Here is a 17,349-nt window from a genome sequence, read left to right as displayed (position 1 = left end):
CGCCGTCGCGGCGAGACGCGCACTCGAAAAGCCTACCGGTTCATTTGCCGGCAACAGCCAAAATCCCAAGACATTTTCTTGAAAATACGGCTGCATTTTCAAGTAATGCGTTTCGAATCGCCCGCCTGTTGGGGCGTCTGGCGGCGCGCATCGCCATGGGCGTTGTGTCCGTCTTTGCCGCCGCCGTCAACTCGCCGCCGGGGGCGTCCCCCTTGCCGCGCCGCCGCCGACTGCTTACCTTTTGCCCTGGGCGGTCGACTGACGCGCCGGGACGCTACGCGGCCCGGGGCACTTCAGCGCGCGCAGCGGAGGTTTTTTACCGTGGGCAAGTACGTGATCCATCCCATTGTCCTTGGCTCCAAGGAATTCGACAAGGGCATGATGACCTACCAGTTCGACTACGGCACGCCCTACACCATACCCATCTATGGCTGGTATCTGGAAGGCGGCGGCAAGAAGGTGCTGGTGGACACCGGCGAGATGCGCCCGGTGCAGTCCGCCGCCCGCCAGGCGGCCCTTGGCGGCACAATCCACACCCTGGAATCCGGCCTGGCCCAGTACGGCCTGACCCCGGCCGACATCGACGTGGTCATCCACACCCATCTGCACAACGACCACTGCGAAAACGACGCCTATCTGGAAAACGCGGTCATCTACGCCCACGAACGGGAGCTGGCCCATGTCAACAACCCGCACCCCCTGGACTTTCGCTACAACGCCGAATACGTGGAAGACGTCATCGATTCCGGCCAGATGCAGACGGTCACCGGTGACACCGAAATCCTGCCCGGCCTGCGCATGGTCCACACCCCGGCCCACACCGAGGGCGGCATGTCGGTCTTTGTCGACACCCCGGCCGGCCAGGCCGTCATCACCGGCTTTTGCGTGATAAACGAGAACTTCTTTCCGCCCAAGGCCATAACGGCCCGGGAGATGGACGTCATCCCGCCCGGCACCTGCGTCAATCCCTACGCGGCCTACGACATCCTGGTCCGCGTCAAGAAGGCGGCCCACATCCTGCTGCCGCTGCACGAACCGGCGTTTGCTTCCGGCGCGCCCATCGGCTTGAAGTAGAAAACGAAAAGCCGGCTCCCCGGGCGGGGAACCGGCTTTGTATTGCACGACGAAATTTGGTTATTCTGAAAAATGCTCTTCAGCCAGACGTAACGCTGCACCCAGTGCAACGTCGGCCCCATGAAGGCCGACCGGCAATTACAGCAGCGAGCGGCGGCAGAAGGAAAGAAAGTCCTCTTCCTCGTCGTCCGGGCAGCGCAAAGACTCATCTTCCGCCAGACCCTTGACGCGCTCCTCCCGCCATTCCCCCTTGGATGGTTCAAAAAAGCTCACGCATTCCACATGGATACTTGGTGCGAACATGGGCAATTCCTCCCTGTATGCAGGCGATATTGCAGAATCCGTTCCACAATCTTCCTGCTTCAGGCCGGCGCGGGCCAGGGACGCGCCCATCCCTCCAATCCCCTGCGCCGATGCCCGTCAGTCGCTCCAAAGCCCAAGCCGGTTGCAGCCCCCGGCCGTGACAGCCGCCGGCCAAGGCCCTATAACTTGCGCCAGCCCCGGCTATGCCGTCCCGGCCGCCCCGGCCCGACATCCCCCCGTGGAGGTTCCCCATGCTTGCCCGGTTCCGCCTGCTTCTGCTGGTCCTGCTTGTTTCGCTGCCGCAACTGGCCTGGTCCGAAACCCTGTTCGTCAGCCCGCGGCAAGTCGATCTGGCCCGGCTGCTGCCGCCGCCGCCAGCCATGGATTCGGCCGAGCAGCGCGACGAAATCGCCCTGCTCCTGCAACTGCAAAAGGACCGCACCCCGGACATGGTGGCCTTTGCCCAGGCCGACGCCGCCCGCGAGGTCTTCCGCTTCGCCGATGTCGTCGGGCCGCAGTTCACGGCCGAAAAGTTGCCGGTCGCGGCGGCCTTTTTCAAGGCGGTCAAGGATAACGGCGACGCCATCCTCGGCAACGCCAAAAAGCACTGGGACCGCCCCCGACCCTATGCCGTCAGTGCGCAAATCGATCCCTGCGTGCCCAAGCCCGGCAACGCCTCCTACCCCAGCGGCCATTCCACCTACGGCACCTTGATGGCCATCATCCTGGCCAACATGGTCCCGGAAAAGGCCCAAGCCCTGGCGGCCCGGGCCGAGCAGTACCGCTTCAACCGCGAGATCGGCGGCGTGCACTACCCCAGCGACGTGGCCGCCGGCCGCATCGCCGGCACGGTCATCGCCGCCTTCTTGTTCAACAGCCCCGAATTCCAGCAACAGTACGCCGCCGCCCGGGCCGAAGTCCGCAGCGCCCTGGGGCTGGCCCAGTAACAGGAGGAAGCCATGTCCGCCCTGCCGCCGTCGTGCCGCCGGCTTCGCCGGTCCGCTCGGCCGCGCCTTGCGGTGCCCTGGCCCCTGGCCGGGCTGCTGGCCGTGGTGTTGGCCCTGTTCCTGGCCGGTCCGAGCGCTGCCGCCTCGGCCGAACCCGGACCGGACGTCGGGGTTTTGACCCTGGACGCCCCTGCCGCCAGCGCCCTGCCCCATCGGTTTCGCACCTGTTTTTTCCCCCTGACCGCGTCGGACGGGGCTGCCGTCCCCTCACGGGAGGGCTTAAACGGGCTGCGCGTCTCCGGCAGCAGCCAGTTCTCCCTGGCCGGGCTGGCCCTTATGCGCGAACAATTTCCGCCGCGCGCCGTCATCGTCGATCTGCGCCGGGAATCCCACGGTTTTCTCGGCGGTAATGCCGTGTCCTGGCGGCTGCCCGACAACCAGGGCAACCCGGGCCGCGACGCTGCTTTCGTGGCCGAGGCCGAAGCCGCCCTCCTGGCCGCCATCGATGAGCGGCCGGACATCGTCGTGGCCCGGGAAGCCAAGCGCGGCGGCCCCACACCCTTGACGCTCGGTCCGCTGCCCGCCGTCAGCGAAGCCCAGGCCGCCGCGTCCCTGGGCCTGGGCTATCTGCGCCTGGCCGTGTCCGACCATACCCGGCCCGACGACGCCGTGGTCGAACGGTTCGTGCGATTCTCCCGCAGCCTGCCCCCGGACGTCTGGCTGCATTTCCACTGCCGGGGCGGGGCCGGACGCACCACCACCTTCATGACCCTGGTCGACATGCTGCGAAATGCTCAGGCCGTGGCTTTCGAGGACATCATCGCCCGCCAAAAGGCCCTGGGCGGCTCGGATCTGGCCAAGACCAGCGGCGGCAGCGCCCCGGGCCGCGACGCCCTGGCCCGGCAGCGCCTGGACTTTCTGCGCCGGTTTTACGACTACGCCCGGGCCAATCCCGGCGGCGCGCCCCTGGGCTGGGCGGCCTGGCTGGCCGGGGGCGCAAAGCCTTGACGTCGCCCCGGTTGCGGCGGCGGGAAATGACCGCCTGGCTACGGGAGGTCGGACGCTTGTCCGTCAAGGCCACGGCCGCCTTTTTCCGCTCGGGCGGGCCGACCCAAGCCGCCGCCCTGGCCTTTTACGCGCTGCTCTCTTCGGTGCCGCTGCTTTTTGCCATGCTGGCCCTGTGCGGGGCGGTGTCGGGCGAGGACTGGACCGGCCAAATGGCCCTACGCCGCCAGCTCGCCATCCTCACGCCGTATATCGACGAACTGCTGGTCTCCCGGGCCAGGCGGCTGCTGTGGGCCTCGCCGGGGTTTTCCCTGGAAAGCGCGGTGTTTGTGCTGTGGTCGTCGTGGCTGTTTCTGGGCGCGTTTCGCCGGGCGCTACGCCGGCCTCTTGGCGAGGCGGCCCCGGAACAACAGCCGGCCCTGGCCGCGCGATTGATGAGCGCGGCCTGGGGGGCCGTGGCCGGCGTGCTGTTTCTGGGGGCGCTGACGGCGGCCCTGTATCTGGCCTATCTGCCGCGCCTGGAGCCGCGCGGGAGTCTGGCGCGCCAGTGGTCGGCGGCCTGGGGCGTTCTCTGCCTGACCGGCATGTTCGCCGCCGCCTATCTGCTGTTTTTGCCGGGGCGGCGGCCGCTTCGGGCCATCGCCGGCGTGTCGGTCTTGCTTGCCGTGGCGGCCTGGGCGGTGACGGCGGCTTTCGGGCAGTTCGTGGCCCATGGCGGGCGCTACGAACTCGTATACGGTTCCCTGGGCGGGGCGGTGCTGTTTTTGTTGTGGCTGCAGTACAACGCCTGTCTGGTGCTGTGGGGAGCCTGGTTCTTGCGCCTGTGGCGGCGCGACCATGGCCCGTCGGCCCTGCGGCGGCGGCTGTCGCCGGCCAGCCTCTTCGACCGCCTGCGCGCCGGCCGCCTGGCCCGCCGCCCTAGGGGCTGACCGCCTTTCATTCCCTTTCGGGAATGCTCCAACGCTTTGTCCCTCCACCCGTCGCCGCCCCAGACATCCCCCTTTCGGGGATTCCAAAGGGGCTCAGCCCCTTTGGCCGCCGGAGGCATCTTCCTCCTATCTCTCCCTATTTCTTCTCTTTCACAAACGTCGCCGTCACCGAAATAGTGATGCCGCCCCGGGCGGCGAAGTCGCCGGTGACTTCCATATGGTGCGGCTGGCAGACTTCCACGAGGTCATCGAGGATGCGGTTGGTGAGGGTTTCCATGAAAGCGCCTTCGTCGCGGTAGCTGAAGAGGTAGAGCTTGAGCGACTTGGATTCGATGCACAGCTTGTCGGGCACGTAGCGGATGGTGATGGTGCCGAAGTCGGGCTGGCCGGTCTTGGGGCACAGGCTCGTGAACTCGTCGGAGGCGAAGGTGATGTCGTAACGCCGGTCCGGGAAGGCGTTGGGGAAGGTTTCGAGCAGGCCGGGGGTGACGTTTCTCGGGTAGACCGTGGCCCCCTGGCCGAGGGTTTTGAGTGTGCTGATGTCGTCTCTGGGTACGCGATGCGGCATGGGTACGTCTCCTTGACGGCCGGGAGCGGCCGTGGTTGTCTTGACCTTTCGGGCGACCCTCCATAGCTTTCCTCGCCCCGATGTTCAACGCCAGGGAGAGTCCCAGCCATGCCGCCGATCTACACCATCGCCGTTGCCGGCGATTTCAGCGCCGCCCACCGTCTGCCGGGCCATCCCGGCCCCTGCGCCGCCATGCACGGCCACAATTTCCAGGTCACGGCCGAAATTTGCGCCGAAAGCCTGATAAACGGCATGGTGGCCGATTTCCTGGATGTCCGCACGGCCATGGACGCCATTTTCGCCGATCTGGACCATGCCTGCTTAAACGACGTTCCCACCCTTGATCCGCCCACGGCCGAGGTGCTGGCCGGCTACATCCTGGCCAAGCTCAAGGAGCGGCTTGATGACGGCCGGGTGCGCGTGACGGCCGTGACCGTGGTGGAAAGCCGTGGCCTGGCCGCCACCTGCCGCGAGGCGTGATGCTCAAGGTTCACGAAATATTTGCCAGCATCCAGGGCGAGTCGAGCTATGCCGGCTGGCCCTGCGGTTTTTTGCGCCTGTCGGGCTGCAATCTGGCCTGCCGCTGGTGCGACACCCTGCATGCCGGCGATTCCTACGCCGAAATGACCGTGGCCGACGCCACGGCCGCCCTGGCCGGGCTGGGGCTGCCGCTGGTGGAAGTGACCGGCGGCGAGCCGCTCCTGGCCCCGCAGACCCCGGAGCTGGTCAAGCGCCTGTGCGATCTGGACCTGACCGTGCTGGTCGAGACCAACGGCAGCCTCGACATCGCCGTGCTCGATGCCCGGGCCACGGCCGTGGTGGACGTCAAATGCCCGGGCAGCGGCATGGAGCATCGCAACGATTACGGCAATCTGGAGCGGCTGCGCCCCCACGACGAGGTGAAATTCGTGCTTGCCGACCGGACCGATTACGATTTCGCCCTGGACATCTCCTCACGGGTCTGGCGCACGCACATCGTCCATTTTTCGCCCGTGGCCGCGACACTTGCCCCGGCCGAGTTGGCCGCCTGGATGGTGGCCGACCGGGTCCAGGCCCGCCTGGGGCTGCAACTGCACAAGCACATCTGGAGCCCCGACGCCCGGGGCGTCTGACAAGGAGACGGCCGCCATGACGACTGACATACAAAAAAAAGCCGTGGTCCTTTTTTCTGGGGGCCTGGATTCCACCACCTGCCTGGCCGTGGCCCGGCGCGACGGATTTTTGCCGTGCGCGCTGAGTTTCGAATACGGCCAACGCCACAAGGTGGAGCTGGAAGCCGCCCGCCGGGTGGCCAAGGCCATGGCGGTCACGAGCCACCTGATTCTGCCCCTGCCGCTGGGGGCCATCGGCGGTTCGGCGCTGACGGCCGACATCGACGTGCCCAAGGACCGCGATATTGGCGAAATGGAAGCCGACATTCCGGTCACCTACGTGCCGGCCCGCAACACCATCTTCCTGTCCATGGCCCTGGGCTGGGCCGAGGTGCTCGGGGCCAGCGACATCTACATCGGCGTCAACGCCTTGGATTACTCGGGCTATCCAGACTGCCGGCCGGAATTCATCGGCGCCTTTGAGGCCATGGCCAACCTGGCCGTCAAGGAAGCGGTGGAAGGCCGCCTTTCCATCCGTATCCACACCCCGCTGTTGCACCTGTCCAAGGCCGGCATTGTGGAACTCGGCACGAGCCTGGGCGTGGACTATGGCCTGACCCATTCCTGCTACGACCCGGACCCGGACGGCCTGGCCTGCGGTCGCTGCGACAGCTGTCTGCTGCGCAAGAAAGGCTTCGAGGAAGCCGGCGTGGCCGACCCCACCCGCTACCGGCCAAGCCTGTAGCCCGGCCGGCCGACTCTTTGCCGTCAGCCGGTTCCGTAGGGCACAAGGCCGGGGGCGCGGGTGACAAGCAGCCCCTCGGCCAGTTCGTCGCAATAGCGGCAGGCGGCGCAGCGCCGGGAGCACGACGTCGTAACCTCGAAGAAATCCTCGGGCAAGGCGGCGTTGTCGATGGCGAAACGGTCGGAGAGCATCTCCTGGGCGTCCAGGAGCCAGATCAGATTGCCGTCAAACCGGCCGTCGAGATAGGCCGCGACAATGGCCCGCACATCGGCCGCCGGCCGGCTGCGGCCGCACAGCTTCAGGCAATCGACGACGCCTTCGTAGCGCCCGGCGTCCTCGGGGCGGATGCTGGGCGAGGCGAGCAGGCGTCCCGGCGCTTCGGCAAAGGAGCGCAAGCAGCCCAGGTCGCGGTTGAGGTCCGGCCCGACCCGGCAGGCGGCCAGCCGCGACAGTGCAATGTGGGCGTCGTGGGCCTGCTTGAAGGGGCAGGCGTACAGGCAACCCTCGTTGGCCATAAGCCCAAGCCCCATGTCCGGCCACTCCCGGCGCAGCTTCCCGGCCATGGCGGTCAACCCGTCCAGGTCGCGGTTGACGTCGCGGTCAAGGATGATGCGCGGCGGCGGGCGAAACCGGGTGGAGCAAGCCGCGTCCACCACGGCCGCCGCCCGCTCGAAGCTGTCCAGCCGGAAATTGATGCCCGGCACGGCGCACAGCTCCCGGGCAACCGTTGGCGAGGCGTCGGACAAGGCCTGGAGCAGGTACTGGTCGGCGTAAACAATGCCGGTCAGCGCCCCGGCCGCCAGATAGCCGTCGAGGAGCATGAGCAGGTCGCGCAGCCCGTCCTTGGACAGGGTTTCCTGGGCGTGGAAGGCGGCGTTGAGCAGGCCCAAGCGGGGCATGGGCGGCAAGCCCGACAAGCCGGCGGCCAATTCCATGGGCGAGGGATCGGCCAAGCCGGGCATCCGGGCGTCCGGGGTTTCGGGCCCGAGGCGGAAGTAGACGCCGTTCAGCCTGTCCGCCGCGCCGGCTAGCAGCGCGCCGTAGGCCGGATCGGGCACAAAGGGGACCTCGTAGCGCATGGTCGCTCCTTTGCCGTGCAGCGCCGCGCGGGCGCCCCGGCAAGATCGACATAATGTAAACGAGTTTTAGCCGCAACGACCCCAGAAGCCGGTTGGCCCGAAAAACGCCCCGGCCTCAATCAGAAAGCAGTCCATTATCCTTCAAGTTGTGCCCGATCCGCGACATTTTGGCAAACGCCCTTGCCTTTCCGCCCAAGGTCCTTATTTTGCGTCCTTGTCGTTTGCAGTTTGGAGGCATGATGGACGAGACTCCCCGGATTCGCATCGAAGGCGCGCGCCAGCACAATCTCAAAAACCTCACCCTGGACATTCCCCGGGACAAGCTCGTGGTGGTCTGCGGCCCGTCAGGGTCCGGCAAATCCACCCTGGCCTTTGACATTGTCTACGCCGAGGGCCAGCGGCGCTACGTGGAATCGCTGTCCGCCTACGCCCGGCAGTTTTTGCCCCAGATGGACAAGCCGCAGGTGGACAAGATCGAGGGCCTGTCCCCGGCCATTTCCCTGGAGCAGCAGACGGCCACGCGCAACCCCCGTTCCACGGTCGGCACGGTGACGGAGATCTACGATTTCCTGCGCGTGTTTTTCGCCCGCCTGGGCAAGCCCCACTGCCCCAAATGCGGCGAGGCCATCACCGCCCGCACCGCCGACGAAATCATCGGTGACATCCTGGCCCTGCCCGAAGGCTCCAAGCTGCTGCTTTTGGCCCCGCTGGTGGAGCATCAAAAGGGGACCCACGCCGACAGGCTCAAAAAGCTCAAGAGCCAGGGCTTTGCCCGGGTGCGCCTGGGCGGCCAGATCGTGCCCCTGGAGCCGCTGCCGGAGCTGGAAAAAAACAAGCGCCACAACATCGATCTGGTGGTGGACCGGCTGGTGGTCAAGGACGGCATCCGCTCGCGCCTGTCGGATTCGGTGGAGCTGGCCCTGGCCCAGGGCGACGGCCGCATCTACATCGCCGACCATGAGGGCAAGGCCAAGGACCGCATCTTCTCCACGGCCTCGTCCTGCCCCACCTGCAAGATCAGCGTGCCGCGCCCCTCGCCCCAGCTCTTTTCCTTTAATAGCCCCCAGGGGGCCTGCCCGGCCTGTTCGGGCATCGGCGCGGTGGAATACTTCGAGCCGGCTCTGCTGGCCCCCAACAAGGGCCTGTCCCTGGCCGAAGGGGCCATCCTGCCCTGGAAGAGCGAACGGGCCCTGGCCCGCTACAGCAAGCAGCTGGAAAACCTGGGCGCGCGCCACGGCTTCACCCTGGCCACCAAGCTGGCCGATTTCACCCCCGAGGCGCTCCAGGCGCTGTATTACGGCGACGCCGCCTTTGGCTGGGCCGGGGTGGTGAGCCTGCTTGAAAAGGGCCAGTCCTTCGGCCCGGTCTGGCATGACGAACTGGCCCGCTACCGCCAGTCCCGGCCGTGTCCGGTCTGCGGCGGGGCACGCCTTCGCCCTGAGGCTTTGGCCGTTCGCGTGGCCGGGGCCAGCATCGCCGATTTTTGCGCCATGCCCATCGACCGCGCCCTGCCGTGGCTGGCCGGCCTGGACTTTACCGGGGCCGAGGCGGTCATCGCCGAGCCGCTTTTAAAGGAACTCAACCACCGCTTGAAGTTTCTCTCGGGCGTTGGCCTGGAATACCTGTCCCTGTCGCGCAACATGGCCACCCTGTCCGGCGGCGAGGCCCAGCGCATCCGTCTGGCCGGCCAGCTCGGCTCGGGCCTGGTCGGCGTCACCTACGTCCTGGACGAGCCGAGCATCGGCCTGCACCCCCGGGACAACGACCGGCTGCTGGCGACCCTGCGCCAGCTCCAGGGCCGGGGCAACACCGTGCTCGTGGTCGAGCACGACGAAGCCACCATCAAAAGCGCCGACCACGTCATTGAGCTGGGTCCCGGCTCGGGCCGGCTTGGCGGCGAGATCGTCTACCAGGGCGACGTGGCCGGCATGCTGGCCTCGCCCACATCGCTTACCGGCAAATATCTGCGGGGCGAGGCCGCCTCGCCCCGCCCCGAATCGCGCCGTCCGCCCAAGGGCGAACTTGTGCTGCGCGGCGTGACCACCAACAACTTGAAAAACATCGACGCGACCATTCCGCTGGGGTGTCTCGTGTGTGTCACGGGCGTGTCCGGCTCGGGCAAGTCGTCCCTGGTCATGGATACGCTGTACAAGCACCTGGCCTTGTCCAAGGGCATCAAGGTGGACGCGCCCGGGGCCATCGCCGGCATCGAGGGAGCGGGACTTATCGAAAAGATCGTCAGCATCGACCAGACGCCCATCGGCCGCACCCCGCGCTCCAACCCGGCCACCTACACCAAGGTGTTCGATGAGATCCGCGACATCTTCACCACCACCCCCGACGCCAAGCGGCGCGGCTTCAAGCCCGGGCGCTTCAGCTTCAACGTCAAGGGCGGGCGCTGCGAGGCCTGCGGCGGCGACGGGCAGATCCGGGTGGAGATGCACTTTCTGCCCGACATCTACGTCACCTGCGAAGTCTGCGGCGGGCTGCGCTACAACCGCGAGACCCTGGACGTGCGCTACAAGGGCCTCAACATCGCCGAGGTGCTGGACCTCACCGTGCGCCAGGCCCGGGAGTTTTTCGAGAACTATCCGGTGCTGGACCGTCGTCTGGAAGTGCTGGAGGAAGTGGGCCTGGAATACCTGCACCTGGGCCAGCCGGCCACGACGCTCTCCGGCGGCGAGGCCCAGCGCATCAAGATCTCGCGGGAGCTGGGCAAGCGGAGCCTGCCCGGGGCGCTCTACATCCTGGACGAACCGACCACGGGCCTGCACATGCAGGAGGTGGGCAAGCTCATCACCGTGCTGCATCGGCTGGTGGACAAGGGGGCCAGCGTGGTGGTCATCGAGCACAACACCGACGTGGTGGCGGCCTCGGACCACGTCATCGACCTCGGCCCGGGCGGCGGCGAAGGCGGCGGGCGCATCGTGGCCAAGGGCACGCCCGAGGAACTCAAAGCCGATCCCAATTCGGTGACCGGACGGTTTTTGCCGTAGCACTGTATCCCAAGCCTGACACGAGGCTGGGATACCCGTTCTCCAAGCCTATCCGGCGGCAATGCGCCCTGGCGCGTTGCCGCCGTCCGCCGTTCAACGCTTCGCGTCCGAATCGTCCTCATCCTCCTTGTCCTTGCCCGTCAGCCACTTGTCCACCGGGTTATCCTCTCCGGGATGGCGCTCTTGGTAGTTCCTGGAGCGCTGGTGAAAGTAGATGAGAAAGGCAAAGCCGAGGCCGATCAGCACGAGAAGGAATACGCCGTTGCTCATGGGCGGTCTCCTGGGGCGCAGGTACGGAACTCTTGGGCGCTACGCGGCTTTTTCACGCCATGATGACAATACGCCCAGGGCTGTTTCTTGTATAGTCCCCACAACCGCCCTCAATCCGTCACATGCCCCTTCTAGGCTCCGCCGCGTCCCACTGTCCCGACGCAAAGGAGTCTCCCATGCGTACCATCGGCATCAGCGGCGTGCTCACCCTGGCTGTCTGCGCCACGGTCCTGGCCGGCATCCTGGGCCTGCTCGCCTACGTCTCCGCCACCACCACGGCCACGGCCGAACAGTTGGCCGAACAGTCCATGCGCCAATCCGCCGAGGCGGTCAGCCAAACCCTGGACCTCTACGCCGGCCAGGCGTCGGAACTGGCCGCCGCCCTGTCCCTGCGTTCGGGCATCCGGGAAGCTTTTGACGGCAATCCGGCCGTAGCCCAGAGCGTGCTCGTGGAAACCCTCGCCAGCTTCAAAGGCGTACGTTCCGTTGTCGTTTTCGACGCGGCCGGAGGCCTGCTGGCCGGACGAGACGCCGCCGGCAAAGTCTTTGAAGCCGGCGCTTCCTATGCTGATCGGCCTTATGTCCAGGCCCTGCAGTCCGGGGCTTCCGCCTTTTTGACCAAAGCCACCCTGGCCGCAAAGAACGGCGGTTCCCGCATCATGGTCGCGGCCAACGCCGTGCGCGCCAAGGACGGCAAGCTCCTTGGCGGCGTCGCCGTGTGCTGCGACGTGGGGCCGGCCGTGACGGCCCTCATCGCCCCCTTGCGCTTTGGCGAAAAGGGCTACGGCTTCGTCCTGGACGAGGCCGGCGTCGTGGCCGCCCACGCCGGCGACCCGACCATGGCCGGACGCGACGTCACCGGCCTGGATTTTATCCGCCGCCTTATGCAGGTGAAGCACGGCGTTTTTGACTATATGTGGAAGGATGAGGCCAAGACCATGGCCGTCGTCCAGTCGCCGGCCACAGGCTGGTACGTCGGCATGACCGCTTCCAAGGCCGATCTGGGCGCCGCTGCCGCAAGTCAGCGCAACATGCTGCTGGCCATGGGGCTGGCCGTGGTGGCGCTTATCACTGCCGTCATCGCCGTCCTCGCCCGCCGGCTGGTGTTGCGCCCCCTGGCCGCCATCAACGCCTTTGCCGACCGCGTCGCCGACGGCGACTTCGGCGTGAAGCTCGAAGGGTCCTTCCGGTACGAACTCGCCGCCCTGGCCGGCCATGTGCGCCACATGGTGGACGAACTCAAAACGCGCCTGGGCTTTGCCAAGGGCCTGCTCGACGCCATGCCGCTGGCCTGCGTGGTTGCCGCGCCGGACGGCTCCCTGCGTTTCCTCAATCAACCTGTTTTGGACTTCATCAAAGCCCCCGGCCGACCCGAGGACTACCTCGGCCAGATGGCCGGGGAGTTCTTCTACGGCGACCCCGACCGCCCGACCATCACCGCCCGGGCCATTGCCGAAGGCCGGGCCCTCACCGGCGTCCAGGCCGAGGTTCCGGCCCGCGACGGCAGCGCCGCCTTCACCCAGATCGACGCGGCCCCGCTGTTCGACCTCGACGGCGTCTGCCTCGGCGGCGTGGCCCTGTTCTCCGACCTCACCCAACTGCGCCGCCAACAGCTCCATATCGAAGCCCAAAACGGACTCATCGGCCGCACCGCCAGCGAAGCCGCCTCGGTGGCCGACCGCATGGCCTCGGCCGCCGAGCAGCTCTCGGCCCAGATCGAACAATGCAGCCAGGGCGCCACCGAACAAAGCGACCGGGTCCAGGGAACCGCCACCGCCGTGGAGCAAATGAACGCCACGATAGTCGAAGTGGCGAAAAACGCCGCCGAAACCGCCAGGAGCGCCGAGCAGGCCCAGGAAATGGCCCGGCGGGGGGCCGGACTTGCCAACGACGTCGTCGGCGCGGTCAACGCCGTTCGCCAGCAGGCGGCCAGCCTCAAGGACACCATGTCCGGCCTGGGCCAACGCGCCCAGGGCATCGGCGCGGTCATGAACGTCATCTCCGACATCGCCGACCAGACCAACCTGCTGGCGCTTAACGCCGCCATTGAGGCGGCCCGGGCCGGCGAGGCCGGACGCGGCTTCGCCGTGGTGGCCGACGAGGTCCGCAAACTTGCCGAAAAAACCATGACCGCCACCCGCGAGGTGGGCCAGGCCATCGCCGGCATCCAGCAGGGCACAGCCGAAACCGTGGCCATGGTGGACGAGGCCGTGGCCAGCGTCGAGGAAGCGACCAGCCTGGCCCGTCGCTCGGGCGAAGCCCTCACCGACATCGTGACCATGGTTTCCAGCGCCGGCGAGCAAGTCCAGGCCATCGCCACCGCCGCCGAGGAACAGTCGTCCACGGTGGAGGAGATTTCCCGGGCCGTGGCCGCCATCAATCGCATTGCCGGAGAAACCGCCGACGCCATGATCCAGTCCGCCACGGCCGTCACCGATCTGGCCGATCAGGCTCAGGGCCTCTCCAGCCTGGTGGCCGACATGCAATCCAGCGAGTCACGCCCCGCCCTTGGCGCGTGACGCTTCGGACGAGAACCCCTTTGCCGCCCGGCGCCCGCGACCGCCCGCCCCGGCGGGGGGTGGGGGCGTGGCGCTTTGCCCCCGCCGCCGGATTGACCGCCCCGCAACGACAGGCCGACGCTACTCCCGCGCCGCCGGCCGCAGCGTTCGGGACGGCCCCCCTGTCCCGCGATTGTCGCAACGCCAAAAACTGCTGGCTTGCCGTCGGGCTTTTCAGTATTTCCCAGGCACGAGGGGCCATCGGCTTTTTGCAAGATTGGCAAACGACCGGCTGCCGGAAATCCGGCTGCCGCGTCGGCCGTCGGCCGGGGCAGCCCCCGCAACCACCGCATCCGGGAGTATCGTCATGCGTCGACTGGGCCTCAACGCCGTTTTGACCCTGGCCGTCATCGTCTCGCTTTTTTGCGGCATCGCCGCCATCATCACCTACGCCGCCGTCTCCACCAACGAGATTTCCACCTCCCTGCAAGAGGAGGAACTTCAGCGCACGGCCACGGACATGGTCAATCTGATCGGCTTAAGTCTCGACAATGCCAAGGAAAGCGTTGATACCCTGGCCTCGCTGCCGATCTTTCTCGAAGCGCTCATCGGCGCGCCCGACCGGGCCCAGAAGATGCTGGAGGGCTACCTCAAAAGCTCCACCTCCCTGCTGGCCGTGGCCGTGGTGGACACCGACGGCAAGGCCGTCTCCGGCGTCTACAAATCGGGCAAACCCCTGGCCGACTCCTATAAGGACTGGGACTTTTTCAAGAAGATCACGGCCGGCAGCGACGACTTCACCAGCGGCGAAATCCGCCTCGACGACGCCGGCAAGCCCTATTTCCTCACGGCCCACGCCGTTCACGGCCCGGACGGCAAATCCCGGGGCATGATCGTGCTGGCCACGGACTGGAACCGGCTCATCCGCAAATACCTGTCCCCCATCCGCTTCGGCGAGACCGGCTACGGCTTCATGTTCGACGACCAGGGCCGCATCATCGCCCACGCCAAGGACAAGTCGCTCCTGCTCAAACAGCCCGCCGACCGCACCATCGGCGAACGCGCCCTGGCGCTCAAAAACGGCGTCATGGACTATACCTACAACGGCGAAAAAAAGTTTATGGGCGTGGCCCAGATCTCCGGCGTCCAGTGGCTGGTGTGCATGACTGTTTCTTCGGACGAACTGGCCCAGCGCGCCGTGGGGCAGCGCAACGTGCTCATCGCCATCGGCGCGGCCGCCCTTGTCCTTGTGGCCGCGCTTATCATCATTTTCAACAAGGTGGTGGTGCTCTCGCCCCTGGCCGCCATCGCCGCCTACGCCGCCGCCGTGGCCGACGGCGACCTCAAAGCCGCCCTCACCGGCCGCTTCCGGTTCGAACTGGCCGGGCTGGCCCGCAACCTCGAACGCATGGTGGCCGAACTCAAACACAAGCTCGGCTTCGCCCAGGGCGTCATGGAAGGCATCTCCGCCCCCTGCGGCATCGTCGGCCCGGACAGCAACATGCTCTGGGCCAACCAGCAGATCTGCGACCTGCTGGAAAAGCCCGAAGCCCCGGCCAGCTACGTCGGCCAGAAGTCCGGCCTGTTCTTCCTGGGCGACGCCTCCAAGGAGACCCGCTCCGACCGCGCCCTGGCCCTGCGCCAGGCCCAGGAAGCCGACAGCGAATACGTCACCCCCTCGGGCCGCACCCTTAACGTCCACATCGTCGCCACGCCGTTTTACGACATGGACGGCACGCTGCTGGGCGCGCTGTCCTTCTGGACCGACCAGACCGAACTCCACAACCAGCAAAAACGCATCGCCGCCCAGAACGTACTCATGGCCGACACCGCCGACGCCGCCTCCCACACCGCCGACCGCATGGCCTCGGCCGCCGAGCAGCTCGCGGCCCAGATCGAACAGGCCAACCACGGCGCGCAGGAACAGAACAATCGGGTCCAGGAAACCGTCACCGCCGTGGAACAGATGAACGCCACCATCCTGGAAGTGGCGAAAAACGCCGGCGAGACCGCCGGCAACGCCGCCGCCGCCCGGGACAAGGCCCGCGAAGGGGCCGAGCTGGTCGTGGACGTCATGGAGGCCGTGGACAAGGTGCGCGACGCCGCCGAACAGCTCAAGACCAACATGCGGGGGCTGGGCGAACAGGCCCAGGGCATTGGCGCGGTGCTGGGCGTCATCTCCGACATCGCCGACCAGACCAACTTGCTCGCCCTTAACGCCGCCATCGAGGCGGCCCGAGCCGGCGAGGCCGGTCGCGGTTTCGCCGTCGTTGCCGACGAAGTGCGAAAGCTCGCCGAAAAAACCATGCACGCCACCAAGGAAGTGGGCCAAGCCATCAGCGGCATCCAACGCGGCACGGCCGACACCGTGACCATGGTGGATCAGGCGGCTGCGGCCGTGGATCAAGCCACGGCCCTGGCCTCGCGCTCGGGCGCGGCCCTTGGGGAGATCGTCTCGGTGGTCGAGGCCGCCGGCGATCAGGTCCGGGCCATCGCCACGGCGGCCGAGGAGCAGTCGGCCACCGCCGAGGAGATCAACCGGGCCGTGGACGCCATCAGCCGTATCGCCTCGGAAACCGCCGACGCCATGGGCCAGTCCGCCCAGGCCGTGGCGGAACTCGCCACCCAGGCCCACGAACTCAACGCCCTGGTGGCCGACATCAAGGGCGGCAGCGGCGGCCAGGCCGCCATCGCCTCCTGACGCGCGACGACGTTTCGCCACGCCAAACGGCCCTTTCCGGCAAAACCGGAAAGGGCCGTTTCCTTTGGCGCGTTGCCGTCGGCGGCTACCGGACCCGTCCCGGCCGGCGACTGGCGGCGAGTCCCTCCCGGAAGCGCGACAGGACGGCCGGGTCGGAAAAGCTGTCCTGTCGCATGGCGGACGAACCTCCCGAGAGCGTTGCCGGGGTCAGGAGCCGGCCGTGGCGCTTTCGCCTGGATCGTCCTCGGCTCGAGCCAGCATCTCCATGACCGCCGCATAGCGGGGGTGCCCCCGTTCCAGAACCGGCCGCTCAACAGCTGCCTGGCGCAAGGCTTTGAAGGCCGCCGGAGGCTCCCCCCGGCGCAGGACGTAGAGGATCGAAAGGTCTGGTTGGGCTGCGGGCACCAGATTGCCGGACAAGGCGTGAAGCTTCATGAAAAACGGCCGCCGGTGGCGCACCAGCACCGATTGCAGGGGATCGGGGGTCATCATGTAGCCAAGGAGCTGGTTGTCCGCCGAGGCGTAATGCACATGCAGGTAGTTGTGCCAACGAAAGACCCGGCCGTGAAAATCCACCGGCGCGTCGGGCACGGCCAGCACGCCCACGGCCTGCAGAGCGCCGTCGGCCGGTTCGCCGATGACGACCGCGCCCAGGAGCCAGACGTTCGAGGGCGCGGTGCGCACAACCAGATCATAACAGCCGCCAAGCAGCCCGAGCAGGTCGTTTAAATAGAGCGCGTCGTTTTGGCGGTTGAGCAGCTCCAGGCTGGCCACGCCCCGCCCGTAGTCCAGGGGGCTGACGGCCCGGGCGTCGTGGCGGCTTTTCAAGATCTGGCAGGCAAACTCGGCGGCATAGGCCCCGACGGCGTCGTCGAGAAACAGCCCGGCCGGAACCTTGAAGAACTGGGCGTAGCGCTCCAGACGCTCGGCGGCCATGCCGCAGCGGATGTCTTCCAGCACGGTGTTGACGCTGCGCGGCAGCCGGCATTGCCGCCAGTGGCCGTCGCTGGTCAGCCGCTCGGCCTCAACCCTGGTGCTCCAGGACAGCCCCAGAAGCTTGAGCGCCATATAGAGCTTGTCGCCCGTCCCGCCCAGCCGCACCGACCGTGGCCTTCCCGACGTCATGCCAAAACCTCCCCGAAT

Annotated in this window: 15 protein-coding genes; 10 read left to right on the top strand and 5 right to left on the bottom strand. The window is 67.1% G+C overall.

Translation table 11 applies throughout. From position 1 onward, the window contains the following. Positions 1-321: 321 nt before the first annotated feature. Positions 322-1,074, top strand: a complete 753-nt coding sequence (locus C3Y92_RS07775; RefSeq protein ID WP_129351362.1) for an N-acyl homoserine lactonase family protein — start codon at positions 322-324, stop codon at positions 1,072-1,074. Positions 1,075-1,212: 138 nt separating this feature from the next. Here C3Y92_RS07775 and C3Y92_RS07770 read toward each other — a convergent pair whose 3' ends face one another. Continuing rightward, positions 1,213-1,467 (bottom strand): hypothetical protein, encoded by a 255-nt coding sequence (locus C3Y92_RS07770; RefSeq protein ID WP_129351360.1) that lies wholly within the window; start codon positions 1,465-1,467, stop codon positions 1,213-1,215. A gap of 161 nt (positions 1,468-1,628) precedes the next feature. On the opposite strand from C3Y92_RS07770, the gene C3Y92_RS07765 reads away from it, so the two are divergent. Genes C3Y92_RS07765 through C3Y92_RS07755 form a run of 3 tightly spaced genes read left to right on the top strand, consistent with a single transcriptional unit; the run spans position 1,629 to position 4,258 of the window. Then, on the top strand, positions 1,629-2,324 hold the full coding sequence (locus tag C3Y92_RS07765) for an acid phosphatase (protein ID WP_129351358.1): 696 nt from the start codon (positions 1,629-1,631) through the stop codon (positions 2,322-2,324). Positions 2,325-2,336: 12 nt separating this feature from the next. Next, complete coding sequence (locus tag C3Y92_RS07760; RefSeq protein WP_129351356.1) at positions 2,337-3,332, top strand: phosphatase domain-containing putative toxin; 996 nt, start codon at positions 2,337-2,339, stop codon at positions 3,330-3,332. 26 nt (positions 3,333-3,358) lie between these two features. After that, positions 3,359-4,258 (top strand): YihY/virulence factor BrkB family protein, encoded by a 900-nt coding sequence (locus C3Y92_RS07755; protein ID WP_235669650.1) that lies wholly within the window; start codon positions 3,359-3,361, stop codon positions 4,256-4,258. 136 nt (positions 4,259-4,394) lie between these two features. Here the strand turns inward: C3Y92_RS07755 and queF are convergent, their stop codons facing one another. Then, positions 4,395-4,826 (bottom strand): preQ(1) synthase, encoded by a 432-nt coding sequence (gene queF / locus C3Y92_RS07750; protein WP_129351352.1) that lies wholly within the window; start codon positions 4,824-4,826, stop codon positions 4,395-4,397. 108 nt (positions 4,827-4,934) lie between these two features. On the opposite strand from queF, the gene C3Y92_RS07745 reads away from it, so the two are divergent. From C3Y92_RS07745 to queC, 3 genes are read left to right on the top strand one after another with little or no spacing between them, the layout of a single operon-like run. Beyond that, positions 4,935-5,306 (top strand): 6-pyruvoyl trahydropterin synthase family protein, encoded by a 372-nt coding sequence (locus tag C3Y92_RS07745; protein ID WP_129351350.1) that lies wholly within the window; start codon positions 4,935-4,937, stop codon positions 5,304-5,306. Next, positions 5,306-5,938 carry a 7-carboxy-7-deazaguanine synthase QueE gene (locus C3Y92_RS07740; protein ID WP_129351348.1) on the top strand — a complete coding sequence of 211 codons (633 nt, stop codon included), beginning with the start codon at positions 5,306-5,308 and terminating at the stop codon, positions 5,936-5,938. The genes C3Y92_RS07745 and C3Y92_RS07740 overlap by 1 nt, the downstream gene beginning before the upstream one ends. Positions 5,939-5,954: 16 nt before the next feature. Further along, a complete protein-coding gene (queC, locus tag C3Y92_RS07735; protein ID WP_129351346.1) occupies positions 5,955-6,662 on the top strand; it encodes a 7-cyano-7-deazaguanine synthase QueC in 708 nt (235 codons plus the stop codon). Between the two features lie 23 nt (positions 6,663-6,685). Here queC and C3Y92_RS07730 read toward each other — a convergent pair whose 3' ends face one another. Further along, positions 6,686-7,741 carry a hypothetical protein gene (locus C3Y92_RS07730; RefSeq protein WP_129351344.1) on the bottom strand — a complete coding sequence of 352 codons (1,056 nt, stop codon included), beginning with the start codon at positions 7,739-7,741 and terminating at the stop codon, positions 6,686-6,688. A gap of 239 nt (positions 7,742-7,980) precedes the next feature. Between C3Y92_RS07730 and uvrA the strand changes: the two genes are divergently transcribed. Beyond that, complete coding sequence (uvrA, locus tag C3Y92_RS07725; protein ID WP_129351342.1) at positions 7,981-10,737, top strand: excinuclease ABC subunit UvrA; 2,757 nt, start codon at positions 7,981-7,983, stop codon at positions 10,735-10,737. Between the two features lie 93 nt (positions 10,738-10,830). On the opposite strand, the gene C3Y92_RS07720 is transcribed toward uvrA, so the two are convergent. Then, positions 10,831-11,007 carry a nucleoside transporter gene (locus C3Y92_RS07720; protein ID WP_129351340.1) on the bottom strand — a complete coding sequence of 59 codons (177 nt, stop codon included), beginning with the start codon at positions 11,005-11,007 and terminating at the stop codon, positions 10,831-10,833. A 176-nt stretch (positions 11,008-11,183) separates the two neighbouring features. Here C3Y92_RS07720 and C3Y92_RS07715 point away from each other — a divergent pair, with 176 nt between their 5' ends. Further along, complete coding sequence (locus C3Y92_RS07715) at positions 11,184-13,526, top strand: methyl-accepting chemotaxis protein (RefSeq protein WP_129351338.1); 2,343 nt, start codon at positions 11,184-11,186, stop codon at positions 13,524-13,526. Between the two features lie 346 nt (positions 13,527-13,872). Next, complete coding sequence (locus C3Y92_RS07710) at positions 13,873-16,206, top strand: methyl-accepting chemotaxis protein (protein WP_129351336.1); 2,334 nt, start codon at positions 13,873-13,875, stop codon at positions 16,204-16,206. Between the two features lie 207 nt (positions 16,207-16,413). On the opposite strand, the gene C3Y92_RS07705 is transcribed toward C3Y92_RS07710, so the two are convergent. After that, on the bottom strand, positions 16,414-17,331 hold the full coding sequence (locus tag C3Y92_RS07705) for a hypothetical protein (RefSeq protein ID WP_129351334.1): 918 nt from the start codon (positions 17,329-17,331) through the stop codon (positions 16,414-16,416). Positions 17,332-17,349 lie beyond the last annotated feature (18 nt).

It is taken from the genome of Solidesulfovibrio carbinolicus, from assembly GCF_004135975.1.
GTDB classification, from domain to species: domain Bacteria; phylum Desulfobacterota; class Desulfovibrionia; order Desulfovibrionales; family Desulfovibrionaceae; genus Solidesulfovibrio; species Solidesulfovibrio carbinolicus.
This window is presented reverse-complemented; position numbering and strand designations above follow the sequence as displayed.

Excerpts from the sequence above, each read along its gene's own strand:
- C3Y92_RS07770 (WP_129351360.1), bottom strand. The coding sequence starts at position 1,467 with ATGGGCGCGTCCCTGGCCCGCGCCGGCCTGAAGCAGGAAGATTGTGGA.
- C3Y92_RS07765 (WP_129351358.1), top strand. The coding sequence starts at position 1,629 with ATGCTTGCCCGGTTCCGCCTGCTTCTGCTGGTCCTGCTTGTTTCGCTG.
- C3Y92_RS07760 (WP_129351356.1), top strand. The coding sequence starts at position 2,337 with ATGTCCGCCCTGCCGCCGTCGTGCCGCCGGCTTCGCCGGTCCGCTCGG.
- C3Y92_RS07755 (WP_235669650.1), top strand. The coding sequence starts at position 3,359 with ATGACCGCCTGGCTACGGGAGGTCGGACGCTTGTCCGTCAAGGCCACG.
- queF (WP_129351352.1), bottom strand. The coding sequence starts at position 4,826 with ATGCCGCATCGCGTACCCAGAGACGACATCAGCACACTCAAAACCCTC.
- C3Y92_RS07745 (WP_129351350.1), top strand. The coding sequence starts at position 4,935 with ATGCCGCCGATCTACACCATCGCCGTTGCCGGCGATTTCAGCGCCGCC.
- C3Y92_RS07740 (WP_129351348.1), top strand. The coding sequence starts at position 5,306 with ATGCTCAAGGTTCACGAAATATTTGCCAGCATCCAGGGCGAGTCGAGC.
- queC (WP_129351346.1), top strand. The coding sequence starts at position 5,955 with ATGACGACTGACATACAAAAAAAAGCCGTGGTCCTTTTTTCTGGGGGC.
- C3Y92_RS07730 (WP_129351344.1), bottom strand. The coding sequence starts at position 7,741 with ATGCGCTACGAGGTCCCCTTTGTGCCCGATCCGGCCTACGGCGCGCTG.
- uvrA (WP_129351342.1), top strand. The coding sequence starts at position 7,981 with ATGGACGAGACTCCCCGGATTCGCATCGAAGGCGCGCGCCAGCACAAT.
- C3Y92_RS07720 (WP_129351340.1), bottom strand. The coding sequence starts at position 11,007 with ATGAGCAACGGCGTATTCCTTCTCGTGCTGATCGGCCTCGGCTTTGCC.
- C3Y92_RS07715 (WP_129351338.1), top strand. The coding sequence starts at position 11,184 with ATGCGTACCATCGGCATCAGCGGCGTGCTCACCCTGGCTGTCTGCGCC.
- C3Y92_RS07710 (WP_129351336.1), top strand. The coding sequence starts at position 13,873 with ATGCGTCGACTGGGCCTCAACGCCGTTTTGACCCTGGCCGTCATCGTC.
- C3Y92_RS07705 (WP_129351334.1), bottom strand. The coding sequence starts at position 17,331 with ATGACGTCGGGAAGGCCACGGTCGGTGCGGCTGGGCGGGACGGGCGAC.